General features: G+C 57.7%; 18 protein-coding genes. 6 read left to right on the top strand and 12 right to left on the bottom strand.

Annotation, left to right across the window (positions count from 1 at the left end):
- Positions 1 to 17: 17 nt before the first annotated feature.
- From yidC to HDF08_RS19215, 5 genes are all read right to left on the bottom strand, one after another.
- Positions 18 to 1,823 (bottom strand): membrane protein insertase YidC, encoded by a 1,806-nt coding sequence (yidC, locus tag HDF08_RS19235; protein WP_179640286.1) that lies wholly within the window; start codon positions 1,821 to 1,823, stop codon positions 18 to 20.
- 62 nt (positions 1,824 to 1,885) lie between these two features.
- Complete coding sequence (yidD, locus tag HDF08_RS19230) at positions 1,886 to 2,218, bottom strand: membrane protein insertion efficiency factor YidD (protein WP_218884871.1); 333 nt, start codon at positions 2,216 to 2,218, stop codon at positions 1,886 to 1,888.
- Positions 2,219 to 2,222: 4 nt separating this feature from the next.
- Positions 2,223 to 2,711, bottom strand: coding sequence for a ribonuclease P protein component (gene rnpA / locus HDF08_RS19225; protein WP_257031281.1), 489 nt, complete (start codon positions 2,709 to 2,711; stop codon positions 2,223 to 2,225).
- A 203-nt stretch (positions 2,712 to 2,914) separates the two neighbouring features.
- Positions 2,915 to 3,070 (bottom strand): 50S ribosomal protein L34, encoded by a 156-nt coding sequence (gene rpmH / locus HDF08_RS19220; protein ID WP_123490004.1) that lies wholly within the window; start codon positions 3,068 to 3,070, stop codon positions 2,915 to 2,917.
- Between the two features lie 138 nt (positions 3,071 to 3,208).
- Positions 3,209 to 3,730, bottom strand: a complete 522-nt coding sequence (locus tag HDF08_RS19215; protein ID WP_257031280.1) for a GNAT family N-acetyltransferase — start codon at positions 3,728 to 3,730, stop codon at positions 3,209 to 3,211.
- A 629-nt stretch (positions 3,731 to 4,359) separates the two neighbouring features.
- Between HDF08_RS19215 and dnaA the strand changes: the two genes are divergently transcribed.
- Complete coding sequence (gene dnaA / locus HDF08_RS19210; RefSeq protein WP_179640284.1) at positions 4,360 to 5,796, top strand: chromosomal replication initiator protein DnaA; 1,437 nt, start codon at positions 4,360 to 4,362, stop codon at positions 5,794 to 5,796.
- 393 nt (positions 5,797 to 6,189) lie between these two features.
- On the opposite strand, the gene HDF08_RS19205 is transcribed toward dnaA, so the two are convergent.
- The gene (locus tag HDF08_RS19205) at positions 6,190 to 6,792 is read right to left on the bottom strand and encodes a hypothetical protein (RefSeq protein ID WP_179640283.1); all 603 of its coding nucleotides are present in this window, start codon (positions 6,790 to 6,792) and stop codon (positions 6,190 to 6,192) included.
- A gap of 265 nt (positions 6,793 to 7,057) precedes the next feature.
- On the opposite strand from HDF08_RS19205, the gene HDF08_RS19200 reads away from it, so the two are divergent.
- Positions 7,058 to 8,710, top strand: a complete 1,653-nt coding sequence (locus HDF08_RS19200) for a tetratricopeptide repeat protein (protein WP_257031279.1) — start codon at positions 7,058 to 7,060, stop codon at positions 8,708 to 8,710.
- A gap of 59 nt (positions 8,711 to 8,769) precedes the next feature.
- Here HDF08_RS19200 and HDF08_RS19195 read toward each other — a convergent pair whose 3' ends face one another.
- Both HDF08_RS19195 and HDF08_RS19190 read right to left on the bottom strand, forming a co-directional pair.
- Positions 8,770 to 9,333 (bottom strand): hypothetical protein, encoded by a 564-nt coding sequence (locus HDF08_RS19195; RefSeq protein ID WP_179640281.1) that lies wholly within the window; start codon positions 9,331 to 9,333, stop codon positions 8,770 to 8,772.
- 79 nt (positions 9,334 to 9,412) lie between these two features.
- Positions 9,413 to 10,066, bottom strand: a complete 654-nt coding sequence (locus HDF08_RS19190) for an NAD(P)-dependent oxidoreductase (RefSeq protein ID WP_179640280.1) — start codon at positions 10,064 to 10,066, stop codon at positions 9,413 to 9,415.
- A 575-nt stretch (positions 10,067 to 10,641) separates the two neighbouring features.
- Here HDF08_RS19190 and dnaN point away from each other — a divergent pair.
- Entirely contained in the window at positions 10,642 to 11,823 is a 1,182-nt protein-coding gene (dnaN, locus tag HDF08_RS19185; protein WP_179640279.1) for a DNA polymerase III subunit beta, read from the top strand.
- A 53-nt stretch (positions 11,824 to 11,876) separates the two neighbouring features.
- Here dnaN and HDF08_RS19180 read toward each other — a convergent pair whose 3' ends face one another.
- Entirely contained in the window at positions 11,877 to 12,809 is a 933-nt protein-coding gene (locus HDF08_RS19180) for an L-lactate dehydrogenase (protein WP_179640278.1), read from the bottom strand.
- 52 nt (positions 12,810 to 12,861) lie between these two features.
- Positions 12,862 to 15,345, bottom strand: a complete 2,484-nt coding sequence (locus HDF08_RS19175; protein WP_373563237.1) for an endonuclease MutS2 — start codon at positions 15,343 to 15,345, stop codon at positions 12,862 to 12,864.
- A gap of 214 nt (positions 15,346 to 15,559) precedes the next feature.
- Between HDF08_RS19175 and HDF08_RS19170 the strand changes: the two genes are divergently transcribed.
- Positions 15,560 to 15,982: a hypothetical protein gene (locus HDF08_RS19170; protein ID WP_179640277.1), complete on the top strand. Its 423-nt coding sequence runs from the start codon at positions 15,560 to 15,562 to the stop codon at positions 15,980 to 15,982.
- A 22-nt stretch (positions 15,983 to 16,004) separates the two neighbouring features.
- On the top strand, positions 16,005 to 16,994 hold the full coding sequence (hemB, locus tag HDF08_RS19165) for a porphobilinogen synthase (RefSeq protein ID WP_179640276.1): 990 nt from the start codon (positions 16,005 to 16,007) through the stop codon (positions 16,992 to 16,994).
- A 30-nt stretch (positions 16,995 to 17,024) separates the two neighbouring features.
- Here the strand turns inward: hemB and HDF08_RS19160 are convergent, their stop codons facing one another.
- Positions 17,025 to 17,945: a hypothetical protein gene (locus HDF08_RS19160; protein ID WP_179640275.1), complete on the bottom strand. Its 921-nt coding sequence runs from the start codon at positions 17,943 to 17,945 to the stop codon at positions 17,025 to 17,027.
- 3 nt (positions 17,946 to 17,948) lie between these two features.
- Entirely contained in the window at positions 17,949 to 18,149 is a 201-nt protein-coding gene (locus HDF08_RS19155) for a hypothetical protein (protein WP_179640274.1), read from the bottom strand.
- 237 nt (positions 18,150 to 18,386) lie between these two features.
- On the opposite strand from HDF08_RS19155, the gene lpdA reads away from it, so the two are divergent.
- On the top strand, positions 18,387 to 19,805 hold the full coding sequence (gene lpdA / locus HDF08_RS19150) for a dihydrolipoyl dehydrogenase (protein WP_179640273.1): 1,419 nt from the start codon (positions 18,387 to 18,389) through the stop codon (positions 19,803 to 19,805).
- Positions 19,806 to 19,855 lie beyond the last annotated feature (50 nt).

Below are 19,855 nucleotides of genomic sequence, written 5' to 3'. Positions count from 1 at the left end.
AGCTCGGCAACGTTGCTCTATCGTTTTCCCGAGATGGTCGTAGGCGCTCCTGCCTTGCGGCGAGCCCGTTTGGCTGCGATCTCCCGCATCTCGCGCCCAAGGCTGGTGCGGTTCATCACCGACTGCTGCACGATGCTGATCAGGTTGCCGATGGTCCAGTAGAGAGCCAGGCCCGAGGCATAGTTCCAGGTCATATAACCGGAGACCGCCGGCATCATGAACGCCATCATCTTCTGCTGCTGGGGATCGACCCCGGGAGACGGCGTATAAAACTGCACCAGGAACTGGCTCACGATCATCACGATCGGCAGAATGTGATACGGGTCGGCGCTCGAGAGATCCGGCAGCCAGAACCAGTGCGCCTGGCGTAGCTCAACCACCTTGGGCAGCATGCTGAAGAATGCGAACAGCAGAGGCATCTGGATCAGCGTAGGAATGCAGCCGCCAAACATGTTGACGCCGTTATCCTTCTGCAGCTTCATGATCTCGACGTTCATCTCGTTGCGCTTCGGATCGGTCGCCTTGTACTTCTTGTAGCGCTCCTTGATGGCATCCATCTGCGGTTGAATGCGCTGCATCTTCAGCCCGCTCTGCATTGTCTTCACGCGCAGCGGAAGAATCAGCAGATTGATCAGCACCGTCAGAAGAACAATCGCCCAGCCCCAGTTTGACGTAATGTGAGCGTGGATAAACTGCAGCGAGAGGAACAGATACTTCCCTATCGGCCCGAAGAACCCAAAGTCCAGCAGCGGCTCAAGCGAAATCGTATCGCCGGTAGCATGAATGCCGCGCAGAATATTCACCGCCTTGGGGCCAACATAAACGCGGGTCTGCGTGTGGCCGCTGGTATCGCCCAGTGCCGCGCCCAGAACCGGCACCTCAATCGCTCCCTTCGCAGGCGCGCCAGCCCCAAGACCAGTGCGCCGGATCGTCTTCGCCACATCCAGCTGGTTATGCAGCATCGCCACCGTCGCGGTGTCCGGCGAATCCGGCAGGAAGATCGCAGCAAAGTAAGTATCGCTGGTGCCCGCCCAGTCAAGCGGCCCATTCAGCGTGTCGCCCCCCGAGACCTTCTTCGGCGCCAGGTGTTGCTCCTTGGCATGTTGTGCGTAATCCAGCTGCGCACCCGCATACGCCGATGCATTATCCTGATCCCCAAAGCCCCCCGGCCAATTCAGCAGTGCGCGAACCGGAACGCCACCCCGCGTCACCTCGACATCAGCGTGCAGAACATACGTCTCGTCGAAGGAGAACGTCTTACGCACCGTCGTTGCGCCATCGGAATATTTAAACGTCAGGCTCGCCGGAGCAGCAAGCGGCCCCGTAGCCGACGGCACATACAGCACCTTGCTCAAATTCGCCGTCAACGCCGCATCATAGGTGTACAGCGACAGCGGATAGCCGAACTGCTGCGCCGCCTGCGTATGAACCAGGTTCAGTGGCTTGCCGTCCGAGTCTTTGTACTTCTTCAGAATCCAGCTCGAAACCTGTCCGCCGCGATTGGTGAACGTAATGCTGTAGAGTTCATTCTCGACCGTCGTTGTCGCCTCAGCAGGAGCCTGCACCGTAGCCGCCGAGCTCGCAGGAGCAGCCGCAGCCGAAGGTGAACTCGTCGCAACCACAGCAGCCGGAGCCTGCCCTGGCGTCTGAGCGCCGGCAATCGCTGCAGCGCTCTGCCCAGCGTTAGGCGAACTCGTCTGCGGGTTATTCTTCGCGCGAAAGTACTGCAGGCCAAAGAAGACGGTGACCAAAACGGCCATCATGACCAGGAGCGATTTATTGTCGCCGCCGCCCTGTTGATTTGGGTTTTTAAACTCTGCCAAAAGAGACTTCCTATTCTTTGCTGAACGTAAGGCCGCCTCCGCAGACTGCGGAGACGCTACCGTTATGATAAATGGTCTGTGGAAATAGGGGCGGCCACCGTATCCGAGCTTCGCAGAGGCACCGGGTCCAGGCCGCCCTTCGCAAACGGATGGCACCTCCCCACGCGCCGCAGCGCCAGCCACGTCCCCTTCACCACACCGAAGCGGACCAGCGCCACATACGCATACTCCGAGCACGTCGGAAGGTAGAGACACTGGCTGGGGCTGAAGGCATGCAGCACCGGTGAAACAATGCCCTTGTAAATCCCATAGGCCACGCGAACACCCACACCGGGCTCCATAGCACTGGACTCCCTCTGAGCAGCTTTCGCGAGACCACGTTCAGAGTCATTCATAGAACTATCGCGATGCAGCGGAGGTCCTCTTGTCGGAGCGATCCTCACGCTGACGGCCGGGCTGACCTGCAGGCTCACTTGCAGGTCTCCGATCGGCCATCTTCTGGATCATCCGAAACACCGTCGCAACCTCGCGCTCCAGCGCCGGAAAGTCGAGATCGATCACACTGCGGCGCGGATGCAGAATCACATCCACCGGCGTGTTGAGTGTCGCAAGATTTCTCCGGACCGCCTCACGCATGCGCCGCTTGATGCGGTTGCGGTCAACCGCCTTTCCCATCACCTTCCCCACCGTCAAACCCACCCTCGGACTCGACGCGTCCGCATCCCGCAGCGGAGTTCCATCAGACCCCAGCAGCGGCCGAAGCGCAAAGAAGTAGCTCATCTGCTTCGCAAACTGTTTGCGGCTGGCCTTATACACGCGCTGATAGTCAGCATGTTTGCGCAGGCGAAAGATCGAATTTGGCTTCGCATCCATTGGCGTACGAGGCAAGCCCGGCTTGCCACTCTTTCCATCGTACAAGCTTCCCTGCCCCATCACGCAAAGAAGCGGATAATGCAGTGGTTAAAAAGACACAGACCATCGAATGAAGCGCAATGGCTCCCTCGATGGTCTACAAAAACCCTAGATATTTCTTATGAATTTTTTCGTGTCTTACTAGCTGTTCGCCAGACCAGTCTGCACCAGCAACTGAACTAGTCGCGGAAACCGGCGCTGACGGCGATCTTGTGACGGCCCTTGGCGCGGCGACGGCTAAGCACAGCGGCTCCCGCCTTGGTCTTCATGCGGGAAAGAAAGCCGTGCGTCTTGGCGCGGTGGCGGCGGTTGGGTTGAAAGGTACGCTTCGGCATGGCAAAAAACTCCTGCGCAGGGTAGAACACCTGCTCAAACTTTTAGGCTGTTGCAACAATCTCTGAGTATACCCGATCGGACCGGATTTTCACAGCCATCTTGGCAGGAAAGCAGCAGGAAAGAACCGCATAGGATAGTCAATCTACAGAGATACGCCTTACCGGCAACATCATCTCCGGGGTAGCCCTAAAACCAAGAGAGCTATAAAGCGGCCGGCCATCACTCGACGCACTCAAGGTCACCTGATCGAGCCCAATACTTTCGGACCACTCCAACATCGTCTCCATAAGCAGACGAGCCAGTCCCCGTCGGCGATGGGCCGGCACGGTGTAGATGTTCGCGATATGCCCCGAGCGCCCTACACGGCAACAACCTGGCACAGGCCCCATCTCCCGCAGATGGATACCGCCTCCCGCGACGATCTCGTCGCCTTCTTCGCCCGTCTCACCTCGCCAGACCGCGAACCAACCGGCATACTCTCCCCTCGCAAGCAAACTTCTGAACCAGGGCGCACTTGCGGCAAAGAGGTGCTCCGTCTCCGCCTCTGCGTTCGGCGCCGAACCCATATCCTGAAACATCAGAGCTCTATAACGCGCCATCGTCTCTGCGTCGGCCATGGTCGCAGTGCGTATCGAATAAGACGCAAGGTCTACCGTCATAAAAAAAAGAATAAATGACTCTCTTCGCAGATCGCATCGAAACGCCTGAGTCAAAGAAGATCGCATTAGGCATTAGACGTACTACGATAGTTGCAGCACATCTTCCGGCAGCGAGTCCGGGAGAGATACCGTCGGACGCAAAGCTGCGATAGCATTTATTTCGTGGCCATGCATCGCGAAAAAAAACAGAACTGCAGAGCTCTGTCCATCGCGCGCCCGTACCACAAGAACCGGCGCAGCGATATCGGAGAAAGGCCCGCATTCAGCAAAAAAATGTGGCTTTAGAGACGTTCCATTTCCTTTCTTCACTGCTTATGGTGCAACTTTTTTTTTTGGTAGAACACCATGAAAAAGGCCTTCTTTTCCGTGCTACTATCGAACCCGATTCGCAACACGATTTTCTGCAAGTCCAGCCGTTCCGCACTCTGGTTCACCATGCACCACTCGTCTTCGCAGCTTGGTCTCAAATGGGCTCCCAACGAAGAGAATTCTGGCAACTCGGGGCTGTCTTCTCCTGTCCTCCCAGGCAGGAACGGACTTCTGTTTGCTGATTATCGTGCGACACTGCACGACTGTAAAAGTGCCACGGTCTGGTTTGGAACAGGAAACTAGACAAGGAAAACTAAAGAATGTCATTCGTTCCGACGGCTACCGCCGTACTGAATTATTGGGTTCGTATCCTGGCTGCTCTTGAGAAGAAGATCAACCGCCAGTCTTACGAGACCTGGCTCAAGCCGACACGGTTCTCACATCTCGAGGGCAAAAAGCTCTTCGTGCGAATTCCCTCCACGGACTTTCAGCACATCGGCGACCGTTACGCCGACCTCATCCAAGAGGCTATCGACAATCTGGGACTCGACGTAGAGTCGGTCGCCTTCACCACGCCCGAGCAAGACCCCCGCGCGCCCAAGGTGCGAGAAGATGGCGGCTTCGCTCCCGTTCCAAGTCACAGCCAGAGCGCACCCAGGCAGCGCCTTGGCGCATCAGGCTCATCGTCGAACTCCGTCTCAGGCCCCGCGCCGGAGCAGGCTCGATTCGACTGGAGTGCAGCCTCGCAGCTCAATCCGCGCTATCAGTTCGACGCCTTCGTCATCGGCAGCGGCAACCAGTTCGCTACAGCAGCAGCCCAGGCCGTCGCGGAACGACCCTCCAAGGCCTACAATCCCCTCTTCCTCTACGGCGGCGTCGGCATGGGCAAGACCCACCTGATGCATGCCATCGGCCATGACGTGAAGCGCCGCCAGCCCCACGCCTCCATCAGCTACGTCAGCGGTGAGAAGTTCACCAACGAGATGATCAACTCGGTCCGCTACGACAAGATGACCGGCTTCCGCGACAAGTTCCGCAACGTCGACGTTCTACTAATCGACGACATCCAGTTTCTCGCCGGCAAGGAGCGCACCCAGGAGGAGTTCTTCCACACCTTCAACACGCTGCACGAGAGCATGAAGCAGATCGTCATCGCCAGCGACCGTCCGCCCAAAGAGCTGGCCGACTTTGAAGATCGTCTGAGGTCGCGCTTCGAGTGGGGTCTGATCGCCGACATTCAGCCGCCGGACCTCGAAACCAAAGTCGCCATCTTGCAGAAAAAAGCCGAGAGCGAGCAGACGCAGCTTCCCACCGACGTAGCGATGTTTATCGCTTCGAACGTCCGGACCAATGTGCGAGAGCTTGAGGGCGCGTTGGTGCGGCTCATCGCCTGGTGCAGCATGCATGGCGTGGAGATCACGCTTGCCGTAACGCAGCAATGCCTGAAGCAGTTCATCGACACGCAGGTTCGCAAGATCACGATTGAGACCATTCAGCGCACCGTGGCGGAGCAGTTTGGCATGCGCGTTGCGGAGTTGAAGCAGAAGAACAACTCCCGTCAGATTGTGGTGCCGCGGCAGATTGCCATGTTCCTGGCCAAGCAGTTGACGGAGGCTTCCCTGCCTGAGATTGGGCGGCAGTTCGGCGGCAAGCACCACACCACGGTGATGCACTCGATCTCGAAGATCGACGAGCAGCGCCGCGCCGACAAGGACCTGAATCGTACGATCAACAAGCTGATGGAGACGCTGAGCTAACTCCCCTGAACCCCAGCGTCCTGCCGGACGGGCCTCCTGCGCGGAGCGCGGTCACTTCGTGACGTGTATACCGGTCTCGGCAGGATCATCAACAGGGGTCCTCCCGCTGGTCGGCACGATCTACCCTCGCGACGAACGGGAGCGCCAACCGAAGGGGTATACAAGTCACGAAGTGACCGCCCCACGCGTAGTGGGCCCGTCCGGCAGGACTGAGTCCCCTAAAAATAAAGTTCAAAAACGTGGCGCATTTTTAGCAGCCAGAAGACACGCTGCTAACTCACCACGTCTACCACGCAAACCACCACGTTCTCACCACCAAAACACCACACCAAACACACCATTTTCCCCAAAAACCCCAATTAAAACGCCCACCCACCAGCGCCAGAAAAAAACCTACTTCGGAAGATATTTAGCAGGGATAGGATTGGCAGCAGACTCAGAGTCCCAGAAGATGTTGACGACCCAGTAGCGGTCCCCATCCTTCAGCAACTGAAAGCTATTGATCCCACGAGCAAAAGGAGCTGGGTCATCAGTGTTGTGGCGAGACTCATAAGTGCTCCAGATCTGAACAATATTGCCAAACTGCTCTATCTCATTGTGAATGGAGTGCTCAAAGAATCCATTGGCCGTCATACGCCCCTGGCTGCGCGCAATATAGCCATCGATGGTTAGAACAACCGCATCAGCACGGCCTGTAGTGGGTGACATCACCGCAGGAATAAGGCGCGCATCAGGAATGAAGAGAGAGCGCATACGGTCCCAGTCACGCGCCTGCCCTTTAGGCCCAGAGATGACGCTGTACACAGCGTTGAGGATCGCTTCAGGAGATTTGACGTCCTCAGGTTTTGCCTGGGGCCAGTCGCTTCGAGTTGCGATGGAGCCGACCAGCATGGGAGGAGCGGATGGCTGCGGGGTTGCTGCGGTCTGCGCCTGCGCGGCAATGGTCACGAGTGAGACTAGTAGGAAGGTGGCGGCGATTCGGTTCGCTGACTTCACGGAAGCTCCTTTTGAGGGACAGTGTTACTTTACTGCGGCTGAGCAGATTAGGGTTAATGCCACGTGGAGGCTCTGAAAGCGCAATGGATGGTGAAGCGTGACTATCAAGCATGGTAGTGATAAGCGAACTCCTCCGATTCTTTGCGGAATCGCAAACAAAGGACGGCGTGCAGTTGCAGGATTGACGTTGCGAAGACCCGTGTAGCGGCATAGCCTGTGGAGCATGCTAAAGACTCTTCTTTTCCTTGGAATTTTGTGTGGAGCGATGTGCGCGATCGTGATGCCTTCCGGTGTCGCGTATGGCCAATCAATGCCAGATATGCCGGCGGAGCACCATCATCACGACGATGCGGAGCAGACGCTGGGACGAGTTTCATTTCCGACCTCGTGCGCGGCACGATCGCAAGGGACGATAGAGCACGGGGTAGCGCTGCTGCACTCGTTTGGATACACCCAGGCAGAGATGCAGTTTCGTGCGATCTCGAAGGACGACCCGGCGTGCGCGATCGCTCACTGGGGCGTGGCGATGACGAAGTACCAGGAGTTGTGGGGAGAGCCGGAGGCCGCCGCGTTGAAGACGGGTGCAGAGGAGATGGCAGAGGCTCGAAAACTGGCTGCGCCCCCTGCGGTAGTGACAGCGCGGGAACAGGCGTATATCGGGGCTTTGAGTGCATTCTTCGATCCTGCCAATGGGAAGGACGCGACGTTTCAGCAACGGGCAGACGCGTATGAGGCGAAGATGAATGCACTGCACACTGCGTATCCGGATGACGTGGAGGGAGCGGCGTTTGACGCACTGGCGATCCTCGCCGCGGAGTCACCAACAGATACCTCGCTAAGTCATGAGCATGAGGCTCTGGCAATTCTGATCCCGCTGTTCAAGGCCCATCCCGACCATCCAGGGCTGGCGCACTACATCATCCATACCTGCGATACACCGGCTCTCGCACCGGAGGGACTACAAGCCGCGCGGGAGTACGCGAAGATTGCGCCGGCGTCGGCCCATGCACTGCATATGCCAGGGCACATCTTTGCAAGGCTGGGGATGTGGCAGGAGGATATCGATTCGAATGTAGCGTCAGTGAAGGCTTCGAAGAAGGCTGAGGCCGCAGGACAGCCGGGAGCAGCTCACCAGATGCATGCGAAGGAGTTCCTGATCTACGCGTACCTGCAAGTGGGGCAGGACGCGAAGGCGAAGGAGCTAACCGATAGCATGCGGTCAGTTGGCCAGAAGATGGAGGCGATGCCTGGGATGGACGATATGAAGCATGCCGGGAATCGCCTGGATAACGAGGTGCGGGCGGTGTACGGGATCGAGATGCATGACTGGAAGACGCTTGCTGTGGCGACGCCTGCGCCGGGCTCGAAGGAGTACTTGAAGTTCGATACGTACTGGGGCCAGGGTGTCGCTGCAGGGCATCTTAAGGATCCGAAGCTGGCGGCATCGGCGCTGGTGAACTTTGCCAAAGGCGTTGAGGCGCTGAAGAAGTCGCCGTATGCGTCGCACGTCAGCTCAACCGAGGTGGCTCGCAACGAGATCGTGGGCTGGAAGGCGTTCGCAGAAGACAAGCCGGAGGAGGCTGTGGCGGCGATGCGCAAGGCCGCAGACCAGCAGGACAAGCTGGGGCAGGGAGAGGTGGATATTCCGGCGCGGGAGATGCTGGGCGATCTGCTGATGATGGAGAAGAAGCCGGAGGAGGCGCTGGTGGAGTACAAGATGGCACTGAAGCTGAGCCCGAATCGTTTGAATGGGCTGCTGAGCGCGGGGATGGCTGCAGAGGAAGATAAGAAGCCGGTGGAAGCTCGCGCGTTTTATGCTGAGGCGTCTCGGCAGACGAACTTTGGGAAGACAAGTGAGCGGCCGGAGCTGGCGCATGCGGTAAAGGTGATGGGGTCGGCGGAGACGGCGCAGAATTAGCCTTGTAATCGTTGGCAGCCTGAGTTTCTGACCGATGGGTTTTACTTCGGCAAGAACCCCTACTGCGATGTTGGCGGTTCGGCGCGAGTGAAGGTGTAAGCGTCGCGGAACTTGAAGTCTTCGCCCTGTCGGCGTGTCTCTTTGCGGTAGGTGTAGAGGTTGCGGCGCAAGGTGAGGGTAATGCGAACGTCAACTGGTTTGTCGTTCTCCTTGCCAGGTCCGCTGAGGATGAGCGTGCCGCGTCCGGTCTTTGAGAAGTCGTCGAGGCCCTGAAGGGCATAGGTGTCGCTCGATTTATCGCGATCGGAGGTGAAGGTAATCTTTGAGACGGCGGGGTCGATTGTGACGATCATGAGTTCGCGGACCGTCTTGGATGGGCCGTCGTCGTAGACATAGTTGAATTGGAGAGCTTTTTGGTCGGTGATTTCAGTGATGATGAGCCAGGTTGGGAGGAAGACCTGTGCGTTGCTCTGGAAGTCGCGGTATTCGAGCTGTCCGACCCATTTGCCTATAAAGTTGGCGTTGAGATCCTTTTGAGGTGCTTGCGCCGTGGCATAGATAGAGGGAGAGAGTGACGCGACAAGAATTAGAGTTCGGATTTTTTTCTGGAGCTGCGGGATCATTGGAGATCTCCTTCATTTGCTCTTTTGGTCTGCGGGCTGGAAATACGGCGACTAAGCGTGACTGGTTCCGGCTTGCGTGTCACCACGCGATGTACACACCTTTACGGACCCATTGTGGGTTGCCAATCTGCTGCATCATGAAGTCGGCGACGTCTTCGCGGGAGATGCGGCTGCCATTCGGGGGGAGCGCCTCACCGTCGACGCGATAGGCTCCATGGCCGGGCGTGTTGGTGAGCATGGGAGGCATCACCATGGTCCAGTCGAGGCTGCTGTGGGAGAGGGTATCCCACTGCGAGATCTGCGACGCCACGGGCCACTTGAGAAAGGTGTTGTAGACGATGTTCTGGACAATCCAGCGGCGCCATGCGGGTTGCTTGTCGAGCGAGGTAGGAAGCGCACCGGCAGAGCCGAGGACAATGATGCGGCGGACTGGTTTTGTCTGAGTGGATGTCTCCTGCATGGCGGCGACGATCTGAGGAACTGCTCGCTCAAGGACATCTTCCTTCTTGAGGGAGCTTGCCCCAAGGGCCGACAGGACCACATCGGCGTCTGCGATGGTCTGGCGGATCGGATTGGGATCAAAGGCGCTGCCCTGAATAACATCCACCTGGTCACGCATAGGAAAGGTTTCAGGTGTGCGGAGCAGTGCGGAGACCTCGTACCCAGCGGCGAGACAGCGCTGAGTAAGAAGTCTTCCGGTAGCGCCATTGGCTCCGAAGAGCGCGATCTTCATGGTGAACTCCTTTGAGCTTTGGACTAATTATCCTCGCAGGTGAGATGGAGATGTGAAAAAAGTGGTTTGGGTAAAGTGCTCATTTTGTTTTGTTTGGTGAACATTCCCACGTTTGGGGATGGGTCTTCTCAAAAGCCGGGGGCAGCGGCTGTGAAGAAGTGGGATAAGAAGACGGTTGATGCGGAAATGCGGGCCGGTTTTCCTGAATGTGCTCTTTGGTACGCCCGATTTTCTAAAATAGGACTACCGCATAAACGTCTATTTATGAGATTGATGGAAAGATATCCACTTTTCAAGCGACAACGGTTATTGCTACTAGTATTTCTCTCTTTTTCTCTTGTTTTTTAGAGGCAGTAGCCAGCGATGGTTGAGGTTCTGGCAGATTTCGGCATCGCACACAACTACCTTGGTTTCCACAAAGAAATCTGTCGCTTTGGAGACGGTTTCACCCCTAGAATCAAGCAGACGTTGGACGGCAGAGATGCATCGTGGGTTCAATTCGGTGTACAGTTTGGCCAGCAGCCACTAACGCAGACGGAGAGACAACAGTGACTAGTGCGACCCAGGAGCCCGAGATGACTTTGCCGACCGAGACGAGCGCAGCGCCAGCCCCAACCGGCAACCTCGAGATCACCGTCTCCCGCGCGGAGTTGCTGCGTGAGTTGACTGCTGCCCAGAGCGTGGTCGAGCGAAAGACGACGATTCCAATCCTGTCGAACTTCCTGTTCGAGGCGACGCAGGGCGAAGGCGGCGACCGGTTGACCATTACGGCGACTGATCTCGATCAGAGCCTGCGGACGAGCTGCGCGGCCAAGGTGAAGAAGGCGGGCGCGTGCACGATTCCGGCGCGCAAACTCTATGACTACATCAAGCTGCTGCCTGAGGGCGAGATCTCGATCAAGCTGATGGACAACCACTGGGTGCAGATTCGGGCCGGGCGATCGAATACGAAGATGGTGGGGATGGCGCGGGCGAATTTTCCGCAGGTACCGGAGTTTCCGGCCAGCGGCGCGGTAAAGATCTCAGTGCCTTCGTTGAAGAACATGGTGTCGAAGACGATCTTTGCGATCTCGAACGAGGAGTCTCGCTACACGCTGAATGGTGCTCTGCTTGTCCTGAAAGCGGAGAGCATGGCGATGGTTGCGACTGATGGCCATCGGCTGGCGCATATCGAAAAGCTAGGCGAAACGCTGGATGGTGTGTCGGGCGAGAAGAAGACGCTGATTCCACGGAAAGCGCTGAGTGAGCTCTCTTCGCTGCTTGGGGCGACGGAGGCCGAGACGCTTGAGTTTGGCGATGACGATCAGACGCTGTTCTTCAGGGTTGGAGGCCGTGTGTTGACCAGCCGCAAACTAACCGGGCAGTTCCCTAACTATGAGGCTGTACTGCCGCGGGATAACAACAAATTTGTGATCGTTCGGTCAGAGGATCTAATGGGTTCGATTCAGCGTGTGGCTCAGTTCGCGGATGAGCGGAGTGGCGCGATTAAGATCCGTCTGGAGCAGAATGAGCTGAAGCTCTCTTCTTCGAGCACGGATGCAGGGGAGTCGGAAGATACGATCGAGACACCGTATAACTACGATCCTCTGGTAGTGGGATTCAACAGCCAGTATCTTATAGATTTTCTAAAGGCAATCGGCAATAGCGGTGAAGTGCGTCTGGAGTTCAAGGATGCACAGAGCGCTGGCCAGATGCGGCCTGAAGATGCGAATGAGGATGTGAAGTATAGATACATCCTGATGCCGATGAGGATCTGATTTGTGGCCCAAATATCTCTCTCGTTTGGCTTGGCTGTTTGCCAAACTATGTCTTATGTGAGTTGAGAGTATGCGTGTTTTAGCACCGCTGCAGAGGCGTCGAGCGCTTTTTTTTCAACTTCATTGAGATGTAGTTCGAGAGCGGTTTCAACGCCGCAGTTGCCCACTATGCAGGGCGTACTGAGTGACACCTCGTTGAGGCCGTACTGACCTGTCATCATAGTTGAGACCATGAGAACAGAGCGCTCGTCGCGGAGGATAGCCTCGCAGATTCGCGTAACGCAGGCGGCGATGGCGAAGCAGGTGTTTCCCTTGAGCATTGCAACTTCCGGGCCAGCCCCGCGGACGATAGTCAACAGTTCTTCCTGAGAAGGGAGTGTCTCTGCACCTGGATATTGAGCGAGAGGGATGCCAGCAACCTGAGCGGCGCTCCAGACTGCAACTGAAGAGTCTCCATGCTCGCCGATAACGGAAGCGTGGACAGAGCGTGGATCTACGTTAAGCTTTTCACCGAGAATGTAGCGCAGACGCTCAGTGTCTAATAAAGTTCCAGTACCTATGACCTGGCTGAGAGGCAAGCCCGACTCAGTTTGTGCGATGTAGGTAAGAACGTCCAGCGGGTTCGTAGCGATCAAGAGCACGCCGTCGAATCCTTCTGCCATGAGCTTGCTAATGCAGCTACGAACGATAACCGCGTTGCCCGCCAGCATGTCGAGGCGTGAACCGCTGAACTTTCCGGGGGTTCCTACGGTCAGGATGACGATGGAGCTTTTCGCGGCGTCCTTATAACTTCCGGCGAAGATCTTTAACGGGGTGCCTAACGGGACCGACTGTTGGAGATCCAGAGCTTCGCCGTGGACAAGATTTTGAGTGTCACCGATGAGAACGATCTCGCGTGCGAGGTGGTGTTGCAGCAGAGCGTAAGCGCAGCTAGTCCCGACGTGACCACAACCGATAATAGTGATGCGGGTGCGATGGGCGGCCATGATGGTGTCCTTTGTGCAGAGAGGATACCAGAGAATGTAAAAAAATCACCGGTCACTGCCGTAGTTCGACCTCGGTTGCGCCCTGTCCGCCCTGATTTTGCGGCGGCTCGGTGACGGTAGTGACGTGAGGATGATTGCGGAGATATTCTCGGAGAGTTCGGCGCAAAACGCCCATGCCGGTTCCGTGCACGATGCGAATGCGCGGCAGGCCGGCTAGAAAGGCGCGGTCGAGAAAGCGCTCTACTTCGGTTTGCGCCTCGTCGGCGGTGCGGCCGATCACATTGATCTCAGAGGTCATGTAGTCGGTGTCGTTGCTGGCTGTGGCGACGGTGATGCCTCCGCGTTTGCGCGCGGCTTCGAGCGGCGTGACGACCTTAACGGACTCAACCTCTGCAATGTCGTCGATGGGGGCGCGCATCTTCATCGGGCCCATGGAGACTTCGAAGTTTTTTGCGTCGATGATTCGGTCCACCCGCGCCTGACGGCCGAGGGATTTGAGTTTGACGAGATCGCCGACCTTGATTCCTTTGGGTATGTGGGGTTGAGCGGCGGGGTCGTTCTTGTCGGCTCGCGTTGTGTGAGCGACGACAGTGGAGTTGAACTGCTCGGAAAACTCCCGACGAAGGGTTGCCATGCGGCGATCGGAGTCGCGGGCTATCTTCTGAGCGAGTGTCTTGTCGTCGATGGCTTTTACGGTCTCACGCAGCTGATATGCGAAGTCTTCGAGGAGAGAGTTTAGCTTGGTTTCGAGCTCTTTGGTGCGGGCCTTTTGTTCGACGCGACCTTCGACTTCGACACGGGCTTTTTCGCGGGATAACTCACGTTCGCGCTGCTGCATTGTTTCGCGCTCTACGGCTGCTGCGGTGAGTTGGTCGTGAAGCTGGTCGAGGAAGGCTCCGATATCCGCGGTCTGCGTAGTCATCTGGGCGCGAGCAGCGGCGATGATGTTGGGTGCGAGGCCGAGTCGTGCTGCGATGTTGAGACCGGCAGAGGCGCCGGGGACGCCGAGGCGCAACTCATAGGTGGGGGTAAGGGTCTGCTGATCGAAGCCGACAGCTGCGTTAACGACGCCGTAGTGATTGGCGGCGTAGACCTTCAGTGAGGTGAGGTGAGTCGTGATGCAACACCAGGCCTTGAGCGTGAGAAAGTGGGATGCGATGGCAACCGCGAGAGCGGCACCTTCTTCTGGATCCGTCGCGGAGCCGAGTTCGTCGAGCAGGACGAGCGAGTCGGCGGTGGCTTCGCGGGAGATGCGATCGAGATTGACGACATGCGCGGAGAAGCTGGAGAGATTGCGTTCGATGGATTGCGCGTCGCCTATGTCAGCGTAGATGCTCTGGAAGAGTGGAAGTTCTGCCTTCTCCGCAGGAACAGGAATGCCTGCTTGGGCCATCAGCGAGAGCAGGCCGAGGGTTTTGAGAGAGACGGTTTTTCCTCCGGTGTTGGGGCCGCTGATGATGAGCTGCTTCGCTTCGGGAGGGAGGATGATGGTGAGTGGAACAGGCGTCCTGGGTTCTATGCCTTCGGCCACGGCATCGGCACGCATGCGAAGCTCCAGCAGAGGATGGCGAGCGGCGGTGAGCGAGAGCTCCTGCGTGAAGGTTGGGCGAGAGCAGTTGAGGGTCTCGGCGAAGCGCGCGCGCGCGTGGTGCGATTCGACCTCCGCGAGGATGCATGCGCCAACGTGGATGGCGGCAGAGTTCTGACCGAGCGCGCGGGTCATCGCGACGAGGATGCGGTGTATCTCTGACTGCTCTTCGTCGAGGAGCCGCACGAGCTCGTTGTTTTGCTCGATGGTATCGAGTGGTTCGACGAAGACGGTCTGGCCGGACGAGGACGAGCCGTGAATGACGCCGGGGACCTTACGCTTGAACTCGGACTTTACCGGGATGACGAAGCGATCGCCGCGAATGGTGATGAGATCTTCCTGCGTGCTGCCACCTTCGCTGAGGCTCTGCAACGATCTGCGGAGGCTTGCTTCGATGGCGCGGTGCTGGCGCTCCATGGCGCGGCGGATTCGATTGAGTTCGGGTGAGGCGTCGTCGTTGAGGCTGCCGTCGGGCTCGATCTTGCCACGCAGGAGGCGAAGGAGTGGCGCGAGGTCGTAGTCGAGCAGTGGCGCTGAGAGGGCGGCGATTCCTGGCCACTCGTACCGTGTGCCATTTGGGGGAGGATCAATGAGGCTTCGCCAAGCGGCGACGCGTTCCAAGACGGCGAGGAGGTCGCGAATCTCGGTTGACTCGAGTGCCGCGCCTTCGATGCGGGCTTTGTCGAGAAGAGCGGTGGGGTCGAAGAGTCCGCGGAACTCGAAGCTGCCGCCTCGGGTGAGCATGGCGCGCAGTTCGGCGGTGCGTTGTTGTTGCTGGTCGATCCAGGCGAGGTCGGCGCAGGGTTCGAGCGCGAGAATCCAGGCGCGGCCCAGAGGGGAGAAGGTGCGGCCTGCAATGTACTCGCGGAGGCGCGGCCACTCCAGGGCAGCCGCGCTCGCTTCACGCAGCGTGGAGGGGACGATCGGCAATAGTTCTGGTGAATTCACTTCTTTTATCGTACCCTCGCAGGGAACTGCCGACCGAATCTATGCGTAGCAAGGAGAGCGCAGGGCCGGTGCCTTGAGTGGTAGGAGGTGTGAGATGGTCTGTCAAGCATGTGGTTCATCCCTTGTTGATGGTGTTCATTATTGTGCGAAGTGCGGAGCGCAGGTCGCTGCTGCGCAACCAATGTATGCTGCTTATCCACTGGCGCCGGTCCCTATGGCGGCTCCCCGAGTACAGCGGAACTTGCAGACACTTGGAGTGCTTTGGTGTGTCTTTGGAGCGTATCGGATTATCGGCGGGTTGATTGGGATGTTCTTCCTGCGGGCATTTGCGTTCCGCAACTTCGGCGGGTTCGACTGGCCGCTCAACGACCACTTTTTTGGAACGCATGGCCCAGCCTGGGTTGGTGCGCTCCTCCCCCTGATCGCTGCTTATACGGTGGTTATGGCGGCGCTTGCGGTGTTTGTTGGCTATAGCCTGTTGACGCGTCGACCGTGGGGAAGAACGCTCGCCATCGTCGTCGGAATCTTGACTCTGCTGAAGCCACTCTTCGGCACAGCGCTGGGGATCTATACGCTTTGGGTGCTGGCTCCAGGGGCCTCGGGGCTCGAGTACGACGCAGTCGCAGACCGAAGCTGAAGGCTGGACGTAAACTGGACACATGAACTTTCCAGCTACACGTCTGCGCCGTCTACGCAGAACCGAGGCTATGCGGTCTCTGGTTCGCGAGACTCATCTCCATCCCGGTGCTCTGATCTACCCGCTGTTTGTCTGTCCCGGCGAAGGAATACGCAAAGAGATCAGCTCGATGCCCGGGGTCTTCAATCTGTCGATCGATGAAGCCGTGAAGGAAGCTGAGGCCTGTGCCTCGCTTGGGTTGGGAGGGTTGCTGTTGTTCGGTCTGCCATCCGAGAAAGACGAAGACGCTTCCGGCGCCTGGGCAGAGGACGGCATCGTGCAGAAGGCGTTACGAACGTTGAAGAAGAACAGAGCGCTTGATTCGCTGGTCACAATCGCCGATGTCTGTTTGTGCGAGTACACCTTGCATGGCCACTGCGGTGTTGTGACGCGGGATGGTGATCACTACGAGATTCAGAACGACTCGAGTGTAGCTCTGATTGCAAAGACGGCTGCCTCTCTGGCCAAGGCAGGCGCTGATATTGTTGCTCCATCAGACATGATGGATGGTCGGGTTGAGGCGATTCGAGAGGCGCTCGACGCGGGCGGCCACGAACAGATTCCGGTGATGAGCTATGCGTCGAAGTTCGCATCGGCTTTCTATGGACCATTCCGAGAGGCGGCTGATTCGGCTCCGCAGTTTGGTGATCGTCGCAGCTACCAGATGGATGGCGCAAATCTACGTGAGGCAATGCGCGAGATCGATCAGGACATCGCAGAGGGCGCGGATATGTTGTTGATGAAGCCTGCGATGCCGTATCTGGACGTGATTCGTGCGGCGCGGGAACGATATGATCTGCCGATGGGCGCCTACCAGGTGTCGGGGGAGTACTCGATGCTACAGGCGGCGTTTCAGCGCGGCTGGCTTGAGCCTGAGCGGACGATGATGGAGTCCTTGTTGTCGATCCGACGGGCTGGAGCGGACTTTATTGTGACGTACTTTGCGAAGGATGCGGCAAAGGTGCTTGCGTAACAAGCGATTCGTCAGGATAATCCTGTCAAGCTAAGGCGAGTTGATGGGATCGTCGAAGTTGTCAGGAGGCAGCGGGGTGATGATCGCCTCCTCACCGAAGCGGGCGCGCAGCTGAGCGAGTGTAGAGTCCTGCTGCATTGGCGGGACGTAGCGAATGTTGTAGTTCGCGATGGTACTTGCAACGAGGTAGAGCTTCGCTCCCGGAATCGTGCGCCAGTAACTCTCGCGGGCCCTTTCTGCGCCGCGCTCTCGATCGCGTTCGAGCTCTGCCTGCTGATAGCGCGCGGCACGTTCCAAAAAGATACCCTCCAGCTTCCCATCTTGATCGAGAAACCAGTCGACGAGTTTCCCGCGATAGAGAATACCCGCTGCAAGGGCGTCGATCTCTACGTCGAAGTCCTGCTGGCTTCGCGACAGGGAACGCGTGGTGAACAACAGCTCCCATTCCGAGACATAGGTAAGCAGAAAGTCGTCGCAAAAGCGCTTCAACAACTGGTGCATCCGCTGGTTGGTACTGTAGTCGCCGTAGCGCGAGACGATCAGCCCGGACGCCCATCCCTCGAGCGCGCAGAAGAGCCATAGCAACAAGAGAAAACGTCCCTGCTCCAGAAACGCACGCAGGTAAGCGTCCGCCAGATGGACTTTTGCGATAAGAGGATTTGACGGGGTAAGTTCAGGACCAGGCAGAAGCGAACGAAAGACGATGCGATACGCCTCGGCCTTGGGAGGCCCGATCGCTAGTGTAGGCAACTTGCCTAAGGGTGTATGGACCAGCAGGATCCACGAGAGAACAAAGGGCACCATCGTCACGAGCAGGGAAAAGACAACCTCTTCGGTTCGAGTGCGTTGGTATCTTCTTGCAGGAATGTAGGCGGAGAAGAACAGGCGGTAGATCACGCCCGGCGCAAGCAGGTAGCCGATCAGCAGAAATCCCGCGACCAGCGCACTCATGGTCTAGGCGGGCTTGCGGACGAGGCGAAAGCGGTGGCCACGGTCATCCGTGAAGAGGGCTACCCCGGTTTCGGCAAGATCGCGCCGAACCGCGTCAATCTTTTCGGTAAGCGCGGTCTCCGGGGAAGGAGACAAATCAGCTTCATCTTCCTCAAAGACGCTGCTGCGCAGTGCGCTCGTCAACCGGGCTACATTACTTACCATCGAACATTCTCCCTGATTTCGATTATCAAGCCTGTGTCAAGCTTTTTCGCCGAAATTTCGCCCTGGTTCACTCCTTCGTTACCTGTCGGTGACATTTATTCAGGACGTGTCTTCGTCTGTTCATGACGATCAACAGTCCTCTTCGCGAAAGGTGCGATCGCGGCCTTCTGTCGGTAGGTCATCGCTTGAGCGTAAAATTGAGGTGTTTGAGTTCCCAACATCCTATGGAGTGTTCCTTTGGCAGATACAATCTTTGATCTTGTAGTGCTCGGCGGTGGACCCGCTGGATATACTTGCGCGATTCGCGCGTCGCAGTACGGTCTAAAGGCGGCGCTGATCGATGCGAATGACCGGCTGGGCGGAACGTGTCTGCTCTGGGGCTGCATTCCCACCAAGTCGATGCTCTTCTCTGCGGAGCTGTGGGATCACCTGAAGCACGCCGACCGGTATGGCATCGAAGTGACGCCACCCAAGCTGAACTGGAAGGGCGTTCTGGCGCGCAAGGACGATGTGATCTCGCGTCACGTCAAAGGTCTCGACTTCCTGATGAAGAAGAACAAGATCAACGCCATTAAGGGCTACGGTCGTTTGACTGGTCCGGCGAAGGATGGCGTTCACACCATCGAAGTGAAGACTGCCGATGGCAAAACCGACACGATTAAGGCCAAGAAGGTGGTGCTCGCGACGGGTTCCGACGCGCGCATGCTGCCGGGTTACACGCCGGATACGACTATCCTGACCAACTACGAGATTCTGAAAATCGACGACGCCCCCAAGTCGCTGGTGGTCGTGGGATCCGGCGCAGTTGGCGTCGAGTTTGCTTCAGTCTTCAAGAGCTTCGGAGCGGAGGTGACGATCCTCGAAGCGTTGCCGCGCATGGTGCCCGCGGAGGATGAGGACGTTAGCAAAGAGCTTCTGCGCCTCTTCAAAAAGCGTGGAATCGACGTGCACCTCGGAGCGAAGGTCGACAAGTTCGAAAAGAATAAAGACGGAGTAGTCGTTCACTTTACAAAAGCCGATGGCACCGGCGAGACCAAGCAAGCAGAGAAGGTACTGGTAGCAGTCGGTCGCGCACCACGCACCTACGATGTCGGTCTCGATAAGGTGAAGATCACTCCAGATCGCGGCTTCATTGTTACGAATGAATGGATGGAGACGACAGAGCCGGGCGTCTACGCAATCGGTGATATCGTCGCGGGCTTGCCGCAGTTGGCGCACGTCGGCAGCATGGCGGGTCTCGTGGTTGCGGCTCGAATTGCGGGCAAATTTGCGAAGCCTGTGAACCGCACGCGCATTCCGGGCTGCACCTACTGCGATCCGCAGATTGCCAGTGTCGGTCTTACCGAGGCGCAGGCGAAGGAGAAGGGCTTCCAAGTCAAAGTCGGCAAATTCCCGTTCGTCGGCAACTCGAAGGCTACGATCCTCGACGCACACGATGGCTTCGTCAAGGTCATCTCGGATGCGAAGCACGGCGAGATTCTAGGCGTACACATCATCGGTACTACTGCGACGGAGATCATCGCGGAAGCCGTGACTGCAATTGAACTCGAGGCGACGCTCGAAGAGATGATGTTCACCATCCACGCGCATCCGACGGTCGCCGAGGCGCTCCTCGACGGCTTCTCAAGCGTTGAGGGCATGGCGGTCAACGTCTAGTCCGTGTCAAGGTTAAGACTGCAGCCGGACCACTTTGGCTCGGCTGTTTT

Origin of the sequence: Tunturiibacter empetritectus (assembly GCF_013410875.1) — a bacterium.
Classification (GTDB): Bacteria; Acidobacteriota; Terriglobia; order Terriglobales; family Acidobacteriaceae; genus Edaphobacter; species Edaphobacter empetritectus.
This window is presented reverse-complemented; position numbering and strand designations above follow the sequence as displayed.

Excerpts from the sequence above, each read along its gene's own strand:
- yidD (WP_218884871.1), bottom strand. The coding sequence starts at position 2,218 with ATGAATGACTCTGAACGTGGTCTCGCGAAAGCTGCTCAGAGGGAGTCC.
- rpmH (WP_123490004.1), bottom strand. The coding sequence starts at position 3,070 with ATGCCGAAGCGTACCTTTCAACCCAACCGCCGCCACCGCGCCAAGACG.
- HDF08_RS19215 (WP_257031280.1), bottom strand. The coding sequence starts at position 3,730 with ATGACGGTAGACCTTGCGTCTTATTCGATACGCACTGCGACCATGGCC.
- dnaA (WP_179640284.1), top strand. The coding sequence starts at position 4,360 with ATGTCATTCGTTCCGACGGCTACCGCCGTACTGAATTATTGGGTTCGT.
- HDF08_RS19200 (WP_257031279.1), top strand. The coding sequence starts at position 7,058 with ATGTGCGCGATCGTGATGCCTTCCGGTGTCGCGTATGGCCAATCAATG.
- HDF08_RS19195 (WP_179640281.1), bottom strand. The coding sequence starts at position 9,333 with ATGATCCCGCAGCTCCAGAAAAAAATCCGAACTCTAATTCTTGTCGCG.
- HDF08_RS19190 (WP_179640280.1), bottom strand. The coding sequence starts at position 10,066 with ATGAAGATCGCGCTCTTCGGAGCCAATGGCGCTACCGGAAGACTTCTT.
- dnaN (WP_179640279.1), top strand. The coding sequence starts at position 10,642 with ATGACTTTGCCGACCGAGACGAGCGCAGCGCCAGCCCCAACCGGCAAC.
- HDF08_RS19180 (WP_179640278.1), bottom strand. The coding sequence starts at position 12,809 with ATGGCCGCCCATCGCACCCGCATCACTATTATCGGTTGTGGTCACGTC.
- HDF08_RS19170 (WP_179640277.1), top strand. The coding sequence starts at position 15,560 with ATGGCGGCTCCCCGAGTACAGCGGAACTTGCAGACACTTGGAGTGCTT.
- hemB (WP_179640276.1), top strand. The coding sequence starts at position 16,005 with ATGAACTTTCCAGCTACACGTCTGCGCCGTCTACGCAGAACCGAGGCT.
- HDF08_RS19160 (WP_179640275.1), bottom strand. The coding sequence starts at position 17,945 with ATGAGTGCGCTGGTCGCGGGATTTCTGCTGATCGGCTACCTGCTTGCG.
- HDF08_RS19155 (WP_179640274.1), bottom strand. The coding sequence starts at position 18,149 with ATGGTAAGTAATGTAGCCCGGTTGACGAGCGCACTGCGCAGCAGCGTC.